Raw genomic sequence first — 13,337 nt, forward strand, 5'->3', positions numbered from 1 at the left:
ACATCTTGTCGCGCAACGACGTTATCAGATCAGGCTCTCAGAGGAGGGGATCAGCTTAGGATTGAGGCAGTTTTCGTAATATTGCTGGATCTCGGCAAGCCGGGTGCGCGAGCGCTGGTAGCGGCGCAGGGCCATAAAGCCGTTCCAGAAAATGGTAATCAGCATTGCGGTCATCAGCAGAGAGGTGCCGATGTAACGCCATAGCCCTGCGCTATCCGGCATCCGGTGCAGACCGATATGGCGAGTGCCGTTGGCGTCGGTGTAGAGGCTTGTGACGATCCCTTCGGCACTGAACGGCGTTTGCATCAGCATCTGCGCCAGGCGCTGGAATTGACTCCACTGCTCCTGCGCCGGGTAGTCGTAAAGCGCAACCTGCGGATAAGGCTGATCGACCAGGTCGCTGCCCTCATCGCTGACAATCACAAACCCGCCCGGTGCCGGGCTGTTCAGCGCCTGAGCCGCTCGAGTGGTCTCGCGCATCATGAACGGCGACGTGGAAGTGGCGACCAGGTTATCCAGCGATTCAGCGCTCACCGGACGCAGCAGCACGTTGACGCCATCCAGCCGCCCCGCTTCTGCGCGTTTCACCAGCGAGTCCCAGTCTTTACTGTTCCCCAGGTTTACCAGGGCATTTTTAAGACGTATGCACTCATCCTGCGAAGAACAGAGATCCTGCGTTTTCAGAACGATGTCACCAAAATCATCCAGCAGAACCATGCCTGACTTTTGAATGGCCGAGCGCAGCGCGGGGCTGACGCGCGAATCATCGTCCGGTTTCGGGTGCAGCTGGCGGTTAACCGTCTGGGTGAGGGCCGTGGCTTTATTCACCACTTCGGATTCCGGCAGCGGCAGCGGCGGTGCGTCGTTCCAGATAATTTGCGAGCAATCAAACGGCATAAACGGTGAGTTCTGGCGCGTGTTCCATGCCCCCGGCGTGTGAATATTACACATCCCGGTTCCCTTCAGGCGCAGCGTGTCCCCCACGCGGACACCGGCTTCATCCAGCTTGTTGACGCTGGTCGCTTCAATGGTTTGCGCCCCTTTGATCCACGACAGGGTGAATTTGATGGGCATATCCAGCGGCACAAAGAGCAGCAGCATGACTAAGACCAGCGCCGCGCCTCCGGCAATGACCGTGCTGCGAAGCCAGTGCTGAAGCGGGAAATTTTTCACTTCATCATGCAGGGATAAGAAGCGCCCCTGACGCACAACGTGGCGGTCAAGGTAGATATCAATATCGGTTTTCTGGCCCAGATCCTGCGCAATCCACGGTTGCCAGTGGCGCGGGTAGATCAGGTCAATAATTCCCAGCGAAATATTGTTGAGGTGTTCCTGATCGTTTTCACCGAACAGACCCCAGCGCTTTGGCGTACCACGCAGGCAGTGGATCTCGCGCAACGAGGTTTTGGCCGGTGGAGCAAAGAGCCCCCAAAGTCCGCCCGCCAGCAGCAGCACCGCACCGCCTGCCAGCCAGGGGACAAACACATCCGGCGTCAGCAGGCAGATAAAAAAGAGCAGGAAAGCGGCGACGATCAGCAGAGCTTCACGAATACCGTCCGGTCGGCTCAGGGCGTACTCTTCATGGGTTTCCTGGCGAATGTTCAGCAGTTCAATCTGCTCTGTCTCTTCGCCACGAATGGAGGCCTGCGTTGAACTGGCGCGTTCCAGCGCAAAACGCGGGGCTTCCTGAAGATATTCATTCAGCGTGTGGCCGTTAAGCGAGATAACCAGAGGCAATGAATCGGTGTGAATCAGCTCAACGCTGTTTTCGTCATTAATGTATTGCTCCCATGACGGAGGCAGATGCACTTCGACGGAATCCAGGTAATAGCGCCATTTGTTGGGGTCATCAGTGGTAATGCCGTAGCGCGTGATGGAACGCGTCACGCAGAGCACGGTGTCACTTTGCGCATTAAGCTTTAGCGCGACGGGCGCAGTGGTGGCTCCCGTTGGCCCAGGCGTGAGCTGAGAACGGTTCAGGATTTCGAGATAGTTTTCAACTGCATCGCGCTCTTCTTGCGTGAGTTTACGCGTGGTCGCGCCCGCAAATGCATTTAAAAAGGGCAGACGATAACGTCGCTGTACGCGACGCCTGTACAACCACCCTGCAACCAATGCGCCGGCCAGCATAGCAGCGAGAACAATCAAAATGGTGCTCATGCTTTCCCCATCTTACTTATCTTCTTACAGGTGTAGTCAGTAGCACCTTTACATTGAATGAGTGTCTGTGGTTGGCTATCGGCAAGTATGGAGTCGAACTTGAGCATTCTGAAGCGCATCCCAGTGACCGGTGATGATAGCAAAGCCTGTTATGGCGCGATATCAGCAAATTCCTGGAAACATTTCAACCTCTTGACATTTGTTTTGAATTGAGGATTGATCCCAAATACGTTGCATAAATGTAAATAAAGAACAATTGACATTGCCGAAACCGTGCGGCGTATCGCACAATAACCCCAGTTCTCACTGCTAAGACCCATCAAGATGAGCAAACCACTACAAAAACCCACCATTCTGAATGTTGAAACTGTCGCCAAATCGCGCCTGTTTAATGTCGAAAGTGTGGATCTGGAGTTCAGCAACGGTGTGCGTCGCGTTTATGAACGTATGCGCCCCTCGTCGCGCGAAGCGGTGATGATTGTGCCGATTGTCGACGATCATCTGATTTTGATCCGCGAATACGCGGTGGGAACGGAATCTTACGAGCTTGGGTTCTCGAAAGGGCTCATCGACCCGGGTGAAACCGTCTTTGAAGCGGCCAACCGCGAGCTGAAAGAAGAGGTGGGCTTCGGGGCGAATGAGCTTTCATTCCTGAAAAAACTGAGCATGGCGCCGTCCTATTTTTCCAGCAAAATGAATATTGTGGTGGCGGAAGATCTCTATCCTGAATCGCTGGAAGGGGATGAGCCGGAGCCGCTGCCGCAGGTTCGCTGGCCGCTGGCGCACCTGATGGATCTGCTGGAAGACCCTGACTTTAATGAGGCTCGCAACGTGAGCGCGCTGTTCCTGGTACGAGAGTGGTTGAAGGGGCAGGGGCGACTGTAGGCCATAAAAAAAGCCGGGTGGCGGCTTCGCCTTACCCGGCCTATGATGCTTTGCCCGGTTTTTACCGGGCATTTTTATTTTTAGAACAGCTCGTGCGTTTCGCCGTTATCGATGATCTCTGTACCCACCTCATGCACCGCCTGTGTGGTTGGCTGCGTGCCCTCAATGAAATACTCTTCGCGACTGTTACCACCGTTGGCGAGCTGGCCCGTGCTGCGGTCGATATTGACCGTCACCACGCCCGGCGGTGGCGTCAGCGGCTGCTCCGGCACGCCTTCAAGAACGGACTTCATGTAGGCGTCCCAGGCCGGTTGCGCGCTCTTCGCGCCGCCTTCGTAGCCGGAAATCTGATCTTTAATCGCGCCGGATGCCGTGGTACGTCCTAAATCGCGGCGGTGATCGTCGAAGCCGATCCAGACCGAGGTCACTACGCCGGGACCGTAACCGGAGAACCACGCGTCTTTCGAGCTGTTGGTTGTCCCCGTTTTACCGCCGATATCATGGCGCTGCAGATCGCGCCCTGCGCGCCAGCCGGTACCCTGCCAGCCTGGCTCACCGAAGATATTGGTGTTCAGCGCGCTCTTGATCAGGAACGACAGCGGCGTGTTGATCACATGCGGGGCGTACTCCTGCGCGCCGATCTGCGCGACCAGCGCCTGGTTCGCCTGCTCGAGCTGCGGCTGCGGCACCACGCCGTTCTGCTGCTCCTGCGACACGGCAGGATCTTCCATGTCCTTATTCTCAAGCACCTCGGATTTCGGCGTATTGCCATAAATGACCGGAATATCGCAGTCAGGGCAGGCAATTTTCGGCTTCGCCTCGAACAGCACGCCGCCCTGATCGTTCTCGATCTTGCTGATGAAGTACGGGTCAATCAGGAAGCCGCCGTTGGCCATCACCGAGTATCCGCGCGCGACCTGAAGCGGCGTAAAGGAGGCTGAGCCTAACGCCAGCGACTCGGTGCGAACGATGTTCTGCGCCGGGAAACCGAAGCGCTGCAGATACTCTGCGGCATAGTCGACGCCCATCGCGCGCATGGCACGCACCATCACCACGTTTTTCGACTGTCCCAGACCCTGACGAAGGCGAATCGGGCCGGCATACTCCGCAGGGGAGTTCTTCGGCTGCCAGTCGGAACCCGCACCCGCATCCCAGCGGGAGATCGGCACGTCGTTGAGGATGCTGGCGAGGGTCAGCCCCTTATCCATCGCGGCCGTGTAGAGGAACGGTTTGATATTGGAACCGACCTGACGCAGCGCCTGGGTGGCGCGGTTAAATTTGCTCTGGTTGAAATCGAACCCGCCGACCAGGGCCAGTACAGCGCCGTTCTGCGGATTGATAGAAACCAGGGCCGAGTTGACGTCCGGCACCTGCGCCAGCCACCAGGATTCGCCGACCTTGCGCACCCAGATTTGCTGCCCGGTCTGTACCGCATCGGTCACTTTACGCGGCGTGGCGCCCTGCAGGGTATCCGAACGGTACGGACGCGCCCAACGGATACCGTCCATGCGCAGGGAGACGGACGTACCGTCCGCGAGCGTTGCAACGGCTTCCTGAGGATCGGCTTGCGTCACCACCGCAGGAAGGAGCGGACCGTAGGTAGGCAGCGCTCTCAGCGTACTGGTGATTTTTTTGCTGTCCCACGCGCTTTCGCCCACCTTCCAGAGCACGTTTGAGGGGCCGCGATAGCCGTGACGCATATCGTAGTCTATCACGTTGTTGCGTACCGCTTCCTGCGCCGCCTGCTGCACTTTACGGGTGACGGTGGTGTACACGCGATAGCCATCTTCATAGGCCTTGTCGCCATAGCGATTCACCATCTCCTGGCGAACCATTTCGGTCAGGTAAGGCGCTGAGAAGGCGATCTCCGGGGCGTGGTAGTTAGCGTCAATGACGTCGTTGCGCGCCTGGTCATACTCGCTCTGGCTGATATAGCCTTCGCTCAGCATACGTGACAGGACGACGTTACGACGGGCAGTGGCGCGGTCGAGCGAGTAGAGCGGGTTAAACGTGGACGGCGCTTTTGGCAAACCGGCGATGGTGGCCATTTCGCTTAGGGTGAGCTGCTCAACAGGCTTACCGAAGTACACCTGCGCGGCCGCCCCCACGCCATAGGCACGGTAGCCCAGGTAGATTTTATTGAGGTACAGCTCAAGGATCTCGTCTTTGCTCAGCAACTGCTCAATACGGATCGCAAGGAACACCTCTTTGATCTTACGCGTCAGCGTCTTTTCAGGGCTGAGGAAGAAGTTACGCGCCAGCTGCTGCGTAATGGTGCTCGCCCCCTGAGAGGCGTGACCTGAGAACAGCGCAATGCTCGCGGCACGGAAAATCCCCACCGGATCGACACCGTGGTGCTCGTAAAAACGGCTGTCCTCCGTGGCGATAAAGGCTTTCACCATCACCGGAGGGATTTGGTTTAAGGTCAACGGAATACGACGCTTCTCGCCATACTGCGCCATGAGCTCGCCATCGGCGCTATAGACCTGCATCGGGATCTGGAGTCGCACATCGCGAAGCGTGGCGACATCAGGTAGCTGTGGCTCAATATATTTGTACAAACCGTAAATCGAGCCTGCTCCCAGCAGAATGCAACAGACTGCAAGGATGAATAAATACTTAACGAACTTCACCGGAGATTTCCCATTTGGTTTCACTTGGGCAGTTTCTAAACAATCGCGCGGTAGTATAAAGGCAAGCCTGATTCATTGATATAGCCGTCAGGGCGACGGGCGATAAGGAGATCGTGAAGCATGGCCTTCAAAACATGGCAAACGGGCGTTCATATTCAACAGGATAGGGTGCTGATCGTGGCGCTGGCCCGGGAGAAGACCGGCTGGCGCCTGCGGCGCTGGTGGGCAATCCCGCTGGCCGAAGACATCATTCGTGACGGCAAAATTTGTCAGCCAGAACAGCTGGTTGATGCGTTACGCGACTGGCGAAAAACGCTGCCGCATGCCCATCGGGTGTTCCTCTCTTTCCCGGCAGCACGCACCCTGCAGCGGTCGCTTCCCCGTCCAACCGTTGCGCTGCGCGACAGCGAGCAGCTCTCATGGCTTGGCGCCGCGCTCGCCCGTGAACTGGAGATGTCTGCCGATACGCTCTGTTTCGATTACGCGCAGGATACTTTCAGCAATACCTTTCAGGTGACGGCCGCACAAAACAAGGAGGTCGACACCCTTCTGGCGCTGGCGAAAACGCTGCGTTTGCGGCTGGTGACCATTACCCCGGATGCTAGCGCGCTGACGAATCTTCTTCCTGCGCTGGCACCGGCGCAGTGCGTCGCCTGGCGGGACGATCGGCAGTGGCTCTGGGCGATGCGCCACCAGTGGGGACGCCGCTTAACTACCGAAGCAGAAAACGTGGCCGAACTGGCGGCGCTGCTGGCTCTGGGGCCAAATGACATCGCGCTGTTTGATCGCCAACGTGACCCGTGGGAAATCCTGGCGCGCTGCCAGGCTCCGCTGCCGGAATGCGGGGCTGATTATACCGTTGCGCTGGCGTTGGCCATGAGCGAGGTGCCCGAATGAGCATCCTGAACTTTCTGCCCTGGCGACAGCAGCGGCGTACGCGATGCCTGCGTTTCTGGGGCGCAATGTGTGTCGGCACAGTGCTGTTGCTGTTCGTGGTCTTTTTCTGTCTGCGGATGAACCATCTCGTGAGGCTGCGCGCGTTGCAAACGGATCTGACGGGAATGCAGTCCGTGCAGCACGCGCTTGTCGCCCGACAAAGACTGACCGCACAGGCGCAAATGCCCGTGCAGACCCTGCAACGACGCGCATGGCAACCGGTGCTGGAATCCCTTTCCAGCGACATTCCGGCACAGGTCTGGCTGACAGAGCTGCGCTATCAGCCGCCTGCGCTGATATTGACCGGTTATGCCATCACCCTGCCGGCCCTCTCTGTCCTGCGCGATGGGCTGGGACAACTCGCGGGCTTTACGTCCGGGACGGCGGGCGAGCTTCGGCAGGATAGCCGGGGGCACTGGCTGTTTACGCTTCATCTCAAAAGCGAGGAGTAACGCGTGGATACCCTGGTAGAACGCTGGTGCGAAAGCCGTTCCCGGCATCGGGTCCTCTGCTGGTGTCTGGGGAGTCTCCTGGCAGGACTGGTCGCGTGGGGGGCGTTGCTCAGACCGGTAGACAAGCAGTGTGCTGAACAACTACGCCAGCTGATTCAAGATGTGAGCACGAACGCGGCGTTATGGCCTGCCGTCAGAAAGGTGCCGTTTCGTCCGGACGCTGTAAAAGCACGGGCGCTGACGCCGTTCTCCCCGCTCAATTTTCAGGGCGATAACACGACGCTGGTTCACTGGAAGCCGCTGCAAAATGGAGGGGAGCTGGCGCTGGATGCGGAGTGGCAGGCCATTCCGGAGCTTTTTTCCCGGCTGGCACAGCAGGATGTGCAGATCGCGGCTTTCACGATTTCGCCACAAGGTTCGGCGTTACGCCTGCGGCTGGAGCTGGAACATGCGAAATAGCGCGCGATTTTTGCTGGTTTGCTCAGTGCTGCTATTAACCGGTATGCGCGATCCGTTTCGTCCCCCGGACGATCCTTGCGCCATTGGCGAGCTGGCGCAGTGGCACTTTCGCGGCATGGTGGAAGGGCAGGAGACTATCGGCATTTTACAGGATGGGCAAAAGCGCTGGTATCGGCTGAAAACGCATGAGCGCTTCCCGTCAGGCTGGAGGATAACAGCCATCAATGCAGCGGAGCTGGCAGTTGATGTGGGTGACACCTGTGACCCGGGAAAATGGACGTGGTAACGAGAAGGAACGGACAAAAATGAATTTACGGATAATGCTGTGGCTGCTGGCGTTCAGCCATCCCCTGTGGGCCGTCGAGCCAAAACCGGTCACGCTGGTGGTGGATGACGTTCCTGTGGTTCAGGTGTTACAGGCCCTGGTCGCACAGGAGAACCGTAATCTGGTGGTATCGCCTGATGTCAGCGGCACGCTTTCGCTTAACCTGACGCGCGTACCCTGGCGGCAGGCGTTACGGACGGTTGTCACCAGTGCCGGACTCGTCTTGCGCGAGGAAGGCGGCATTTTTTATGTGCATACCGCGGCCTGGCAGCGTGAGCAGCGGGAGCGTTCAGAGCAGGAACAGGCGCGTCGACAGCTTGATGCCCCGCTGGTCACTCAGGGCATTCCCTTTTCCTATGCCGACGCTGGGGAGCTGCAAAAAGCCGCGGAAAAACTCCTGAGCCCAAAGGGGAGTTTGTCTGTCGACACGCGTACCAACCGCCTGCTGATCCGCGATAACCAGACGGTGGTGGAAACACTGCAGCGCTGGGCCGCCCAGATGGATATTCCCATCGAGCAGGTCGAGCTGGCGGCGCATATTGTGACCATTAACGAAAAAAGCCTGCGTGAGCTTGGGGTGAAGTGGAATCTCGCCGACGCTACCGACGCGGGCAAGGTTGGACAGCTGACGACACTGGGCAGCGATCTTTCCGTCGCCAGCGCCACCAGCCACGTGGGTTTTAATATCGGGAGGATCAATGGTCGGCTGCTGGATCTGGAGCTCTCAGCGCTGGAGCAAAAACAGCAGGTCGATATCATCGCCAGCCCGCGGCTGCTGGCCTCGCACGGGCAACCGGCCAGTATCAAGCAGGGCAGCGAAATTCCGTATCAGGTCTCAAGCGGGGAAAGCGGCGCCACCTCCGTTGAGTTTAAAGAGGCGGTACTCGGAATGGAGGTCACACCGGTGGTCTTACCGGGGGGACGTGTGCGCCTGAAACTACACATCAGCGAAAATATGCCGGGACAGGTTCTGCAGCAGGCCGATGGCGAAACGTTGGCTATCGACAAGCAGGAGATAGAAACCCAGGTGGAGGTAAAAAGTGGAGAAACGCTGGCGTTGGGCGGAATTTTTTCCCAGAAGAACAAAACCGGCAGTGACAGCGTACCCGGTCTGGGAAGCATCCCCTGGATTGGGTCGCTTTTTCGTCATGACGGGAAAGACAATGAACGGCGTGAATTAGTGGTGTTTATTACACCACGTCTGGTCGGTATTCGCTGACGGGTAACGATCCCCGCAATGATTTTGCATTCAGTTTGTTGCAGATGTTTGACGTGGGGCATGAATTAGCATACAAGGAGTACCGATTTGAGTTGGACTTACGTCTTATTACCTTATGCGCCCGGCGCGGTGATTTAATCAGTTGCCAAACAAGCCGGAGTATTGAGATAATTTTTAGTCTGACTCTCGCTCTATTGCATATGAGGTTTCAGTTCATGTCCTGCTACGCCGGGTGTCTGCGAAGCGGGGATTACCATTAACGAATAGTCTTAGTAGTACCGATAAAATGGCAGAGAAACGCAATATCTTTCTGGTTGGGCCTATGGGTGCCGGCAAAAGCACTATTGGGCGTCAGTTAGCTCAACAACTCAATATGGAATTTTACGATTCTGATCAAGAGATTGAGAAACGAACCGGAGCTGATGTGGGCTGGGTTTTCGACGTAGAAGGCGAAGAAGGTTTCCGTGACCGAGAAGAAAAAGTGATCAACGAACTCACGGAAAAACAGGGCATCGTTCTGGCAACAGGCGGCGGCTCTGTGAAATCTCGCGAAACCCGCAACCGTCTCTCCGCCCGTGGCGTAGTGGTCTATCTTGAGACGACCATCGAGAAACAGCTGGCACGTACGCAGCGCGATAAAAAGCGCCCGCTGCTGCAGGTTGAAACGCCACCACGCGAAGTTCTGGAAGCGTTGGCCGATGAACGCAATCCGCTGTATGAAGAGATTGCTGATGTGACCATTCGTACTGACGACCAGAGCGCTAAAGTGGTTGCAAACCAGATTATTCATATGCTGGAAAGCAACTGATTCTGGCTTTATATACACTCGCCTGCGGGTAAAAGCATTAAAGGTGGATGTCGCGTCATGGAGAGGATTACAGTTACTCTCGGGGAACGTAGTTACCCTATCACCATCGCGGCTGGTTTGTTTAACGACCCAGCTTCCTTTTTACCACTGAAAGCGGGTGATCAGGCGATGCTGGTCACCAATGAGACGCTGGCTCCGCTTTATCTCGACCGTGTGCGCCACCTGCTTGAGCAGGCGGGCGTAAAAGTCGACAGTGTGATTCTCCCCGATGGCGAGCAGTATAAAAGCCTGACGGTACTGGATACCGTCTTTACCGCATTGCTGCAAAAACCGCATGGTCGCGATACAACACTGCTTGCCCTGGGCGGCGGTGTTGTGGGCGATCTGACCGGCTTTGCGGCCGCAAGCTATCAGCGTGGCGTCCGTTTTATTCAAATCCCAACCACGTTGCTGTCCCAGGTCGACTCCTCAGTCGGTGGCAAAACGGCAGTGAACCATCCGCTCGGTAAAAACATGATTGGCGCGTTCTACCAGCCCGCATCGGTGGTGGTGGATCTCGACTGTCTGAAAACGCTGCCGAAGCGCGAACTGGCTTCGGGTCTGGCGGAAGTGATCAAATACGGCATTATTCTGGACGGTGAGTTCTTTAGCTGGCTTGAAGAGAATATGGATGCGTTGCTGGGCCTCGATGAGGCAAAACTGGCATACTGCATTCGTCGTTGCTGTGAGCTGAAAGCAGAAGTTGTTGCCGCAGACGAGCGTGAAACGGGCTTACGTGCTTTACTGAATCTTGGGCATACGTTTGGTCACGCGATTGAAGCCGAAATGGGCTACGGCAACTGGCTGCACGGTGAAGCCGTCGCGGCCGGCATGGTGATGGCTGCCCGCACCTCTGAACGTCTCGGACAGTTCAAACCGGAAGAGACGGCACGTATCATTGCGCTGCTTGAGCGTGCTGGTTTGCCGGTGACCGGGCCGCAGGAGATGTCGGCGCAAGCGTATTTACCCCACATGATGCGCGATAAAAAAGTATTGGCAGGTGAGATGCGTCTTGTACTCCCGCTTGCAATAGGGAAGAGTGAAGTACGCGGCGGAGTGCCGCACGATGTCGTTCTTGGCGCTATCGCTGACTGTCAGCAGGCGTAACAACTAGAAAGGTCAGGCCACTGTCGCAGGTGGTCGTTTAGCTTCAGGTGAAATGCAAAGTCGTTGGCATAAGCCTTTGAGTGGGGTGTTAAATGGATGAATTCAAACCAGAAGACGAGCTGAAACCCGATCCCAGCGATCGTCGTACTGGTCGTTCTCGTCAATCTTCAGAACGTGATAACGAGCCGCAGATCAACTTTGACGATGTTGATCTGGATGCAGACGATCGTCGTCCTTCGCGCAGCCGCAACGCGCACGAAGAGCGAGCAGAAGAGGATTATGAGTCCGAAGAAGATTCAATGGACGAACAGCCTGTAGAGCGTCGCCCGCGTAAACGTAAAAAAGCCGCTGCGCCAAAACCGGCTTCCCGCCAGTATATTATGATGGGCCTTGGCATTCTGGTGCTTGTGCTGCTGATTGTCGGCATTGGCTCCGCGCTTAAAGCACCGTCAACGAACACAACCGAGCAAACGGCTTCCGCTGAGAAGAGCATCAACCTTTCCGGTAACGATGCGTCTGACCAGGCGAATGGTGCACAGCCAGCGCCGGGTGCCACTTCTGCTGAGCAGACCGCAGGGAACACCACAGCGCCGCAGGATGTTTCTCTGCCGCCTGTTTCTTCAACCCCTGCTCAGGGTCAGGCACCTGCTGCGCCTGAAGGTCAGCAGCGTGTGGAAGTTCAGGGAGACCTGAACAATGCGCTGACGCAGCCGCAGAACCAGCAGCAGGTTGATAACGTCGTGGTTAACTCTACGCTGCCAACTGAACCTGCAACCGTTGCCCCGGTTCGCGGTGGTAACGCTCAGCCGCAAACGGCTGCGACGGAAACCAAACCGCGCCAGACGCAGACTGCGACACGTCCTGAACGTAAGCAGGCGGTGATTGAGCCTAAGCGTGAAACCAAACCTCAGGCAGTGGTGAAGGCGCCTGAAGTGAAAGCTGTTCCGGCGCAGCCGAAACACACTGAAACGGCTGCGGTGAGCGAGCCTGCTAAAGCGCCCGTCACGCAGACTGCGCCGAAAGCCACGGCGACCACCACGGCACCGGCTGCCACAGCGGCGCCAGCAGCGACGGCAACAGCCTCCAGCAGCGCGGCAGGTAAAACGGCAGGCAACGTTGGATCGCTGAAGTCTGCGCCATCCAGCAACTACACGCTGCAGCTGAGCAGTTCGTCCAACTATGACAACCTCAACAGTTGGGCGAAGAAATCAAATCTGAAAAACTACGTTGTTTATCAGACGACCCGTAACGGTCAGCCGTGGTATGTGCTGGTGAGCGGTGTTTATTCGTCCAAAGATGAAGCAAAACGTGCCGTAGCGGCGCTGCCAGCTGACGTTCAGGCGAAGAACCCATGGGCGAAGCCGATTCATCAGGTTCAGGCCGATCTGAAGTAATGTTTAAAGCGCAGGATGCTGTCGGAGCTTTCTCCACAGCCGGAGAAGGTGTAATCAGTTAGTCAGCATGAAAAAAAATCGCGCTTTTCTGAAATGGGCAGGGGGGAAATACCCCCTGCTCGATGATATTAAAAAGCACCTGCCTAAAGGCGAGTGCCTTATCGAACCTTTCGTGGGTGCGGGATCGGTGTTCCTCAACACCGATTTTTCTCGTTATATCCTGGCGGATATCAACAGCGACCTTATCAGCCTCTATAACATCGTTAAGCTGCGTACCGATGAGTATGTCGCCGAGGCGCGCAAACTGTTTACGCCCGAGAATAATAACCCGGACGTGTACTACCAGTTCCGCGCGGAGTTTAACCAGAGCCAGGATCCGTTCCGCAGAGCCCTGCTGTTCCTCTATCTCAACCGGCATGGTTACAACGGCCTGTGCCGGTATAATCTTCGTGGGGAATTTAACGTGCCGTTTGGCCGCTATAAGCGCCCGTATTTCCCACAGGACGAGCTGTATCACTTTGCCGAAAAAGCGCAGAACGCGGAGTTCCATTGCCTCTCCTATGAAGAGTGTATGGAGCTGGCTGGCGTAAATTCGGTGGTTTACTGTGACCCGCCATATGCGCCGTTGTCTGCGACGGCGAACTTCACCGCCTATCACACTAACAGCTTCAGCCCTGCCGAGCAGGCGCGCCTGGCGGAGATGGCGGAAAAGCTGGTCAGCAAAAGAATTCCGGTGTTAATTTCGAATCACGACACGCCTGATACGCGCGAATGGTACAAAGCCGCGAAGCATTTTCAGGTTAAAGTGCGGCGTAGCATTAGCAGCAACGGCGGCACACGTAAAAAGGTGGACGAACTCCTGGCTCTTTATCGCCCCTGAGCCGTTTTGCCCGCCGGTAAACACATTTCAAGGAGAAGCG

General features: G+C 56.7%; 12 protein-coding genes. 10 read left to right on the forward strand and 2 right to left on the reverse strand.

Annotated features, from left to right (window positions below; translation table 11 throughout):
* Positions 1-24 precede the first annotated feature (24 nt).
* Entirely contained in the window at positions 25-2,160 is a 2,136-nt protein-coding gene (locus ACMGGE_RS18400) for an intracellular growth attenuator family protein (protein WP_420294028.1), read from the reverse strand.
* Between the two features lie 324 nt (positions 2,161-2,484).
* Between ACMGGE_RS18400 and nudE the strand changes: the two genes are divergently transcribed.
* Positions 2,485-3,045, forward strand: coding sequence for an ADP compounds hydrolase NudE (gene nudE, locus ACMGGE_RS18405; RefSeq protein WP_008503041.1), 561 nt, complete (start codon positions 2,485-2,487; stop codon positions 3,043-3,045).
* Positions 3,046-3,125: 80 nt separating this feature from the next.
* Here the strand turns inward: nudE and mrcA are convergent, their stop codons facing one another.
* Positions 3,126-5,678 carry a peptidoglycan glycosyltransferase/peptidoglycan DD-transpeptidase MrcA gene (gene mrcA / locus ACMGGE_RS18410; RefSeq protein WP_420294029.1) on the reverse strand — a complete coding sequence of 851 codons (2,553 nt, stop codon included), beginning with the start codon at positions 5,676-5,678 and terminating at the stop codon, positions 3,126-3,128.
* Between the two features lie 120 nt (positions 5,679-5,798).
* On the opposite strand from mrcA, the gene pilM reads away from it, so the two are divergent.
* The 9 genes from pilM to dam all read left to right on the forward strand — a co-directional run bounded on the left by pilM (position 5,799) and on the right by dam (position 13,297).
* A complete protein-coding gene (gene pilM, locus ACMGGE_RS18415) occupies positions 5,799-6,575 on the forward strand; it encodes a pilus assembly protein PilM (protein WP_420294030.1) in 777 nt (258 codons plus the stop codon).
* Positions 6,572-7,066, forward strand: a complete 495-nt coding sequence (locus tag ACMGGE_RS18420; RefSeq protein WP_420294031.1) for a PilN domain-containing protein — start codon at positions 6,572-6,574, stop codon at positions 7,064-7,066. The genes pilM and ACMGGE_RS18420 overlap by 4 nt, the downstream gene beginning before the upstream one ends.
* A 3-nt stretch (positions 7,067-7,069) precedes the next feature.
* Positions 7,070-7,525, forward strand: a complete 456-nt coding sequence (locus ACMGGE_RS18425) for a HofO (RefSeq protein ID WP_420294032.1) — start codon at positions 7,070-7,072, stop codon at positions 7,523-7,525.
* Positions 7,515-7,811: a HofP DNA utilization family protein gene (locus ACMGGE_RS18430; protein WP_420294033.1), complete on the forward strand. Its 297-nt coding sequence runs from the start codon at positions 7,515-7,517 to the stop codon at positions 7,809-7,811. The genes ACMGGE_RS18425 and ACMGGE_RS18430 overlap by 11 nt, the downstream gene beginning before the upstream one ends.
* A gap of 19 nt (positions 7,812-7,830) precedes the next feature.
* Positions 7,831-9,069, forward strand: coding sequence for a DNA uptake porin HofQ (gene hofQ, locus ACMGGE_RS18435; protein ID WP_235403442.1), 1,239 nt, complete (start codon positions 7,831-7,833; stop codon positions 9,067-9,069).
* A 286-nt stretch (positions 9,070-9,355) separates the two neighbouring features.
* On the forward strand, positions 9,356-9,877 hold the full coding sequence (gene aroK / locus ACMGGE_RS18440) for a shikimate kinase AroK (RefSeq protein WP_003861630.1): 522 nt from the start codon (positions 9,356-9,358) through the stop codon (positions 9,875-9,877).
* Positions 9,878-9,934: 57 nt separating this feature from the next.
* Positions 9,935-11,023, forward strand: a complete 1,089-nt coding sequence (aroB, locus tag ACMGGE_RS18445; RefSeq protein WP_024907920.1) for a 3-dehydroquinate synthase — start codon at positions 9,935-9,937, stop codon at positions 11,021-11,023.
* A 92-nt stretch (positions 11,024-11,115) separates the two neighbouring features.
* Complete coding sequence (gene damX / locus ACMGGE_RS18450; RefSeq protein ID WP_414456095.1) at positions 11,116-12,417, forward strand: cell division protein DamX; 1,302 nt, start codon at positions 11,116-11,118, stop codon at positions 12,415-12,417.
* A 67-nt stretch (positions 12,418-12,484) separates the two neighbouring features.
* On the forward strand, positions 12,485-13,297 hold the full coding sequence (gene dam, locus ACMGGE_RS18455; protein ID WP_045909331.1) for an adenine-specific DNA-methyltransferase: 813 nt from the start codon (positions 12,485-12,487) through the stop codon (positions 13,295-13,297).
* Positions 13,298-13,337 lie beyond the last annotated feature (40 nt).

This window comes from Enterobacter sp. BNK-22 (genome assembly GCF_048684805.1).
Classification (GTDB): domain Bacteria; phylum Pseudomonadota; class Gammaproteobacteria; order Enterobacterales; family Enterobacteriaceae; genus Enterobacter; species Enterobacter quasiroggenkampii.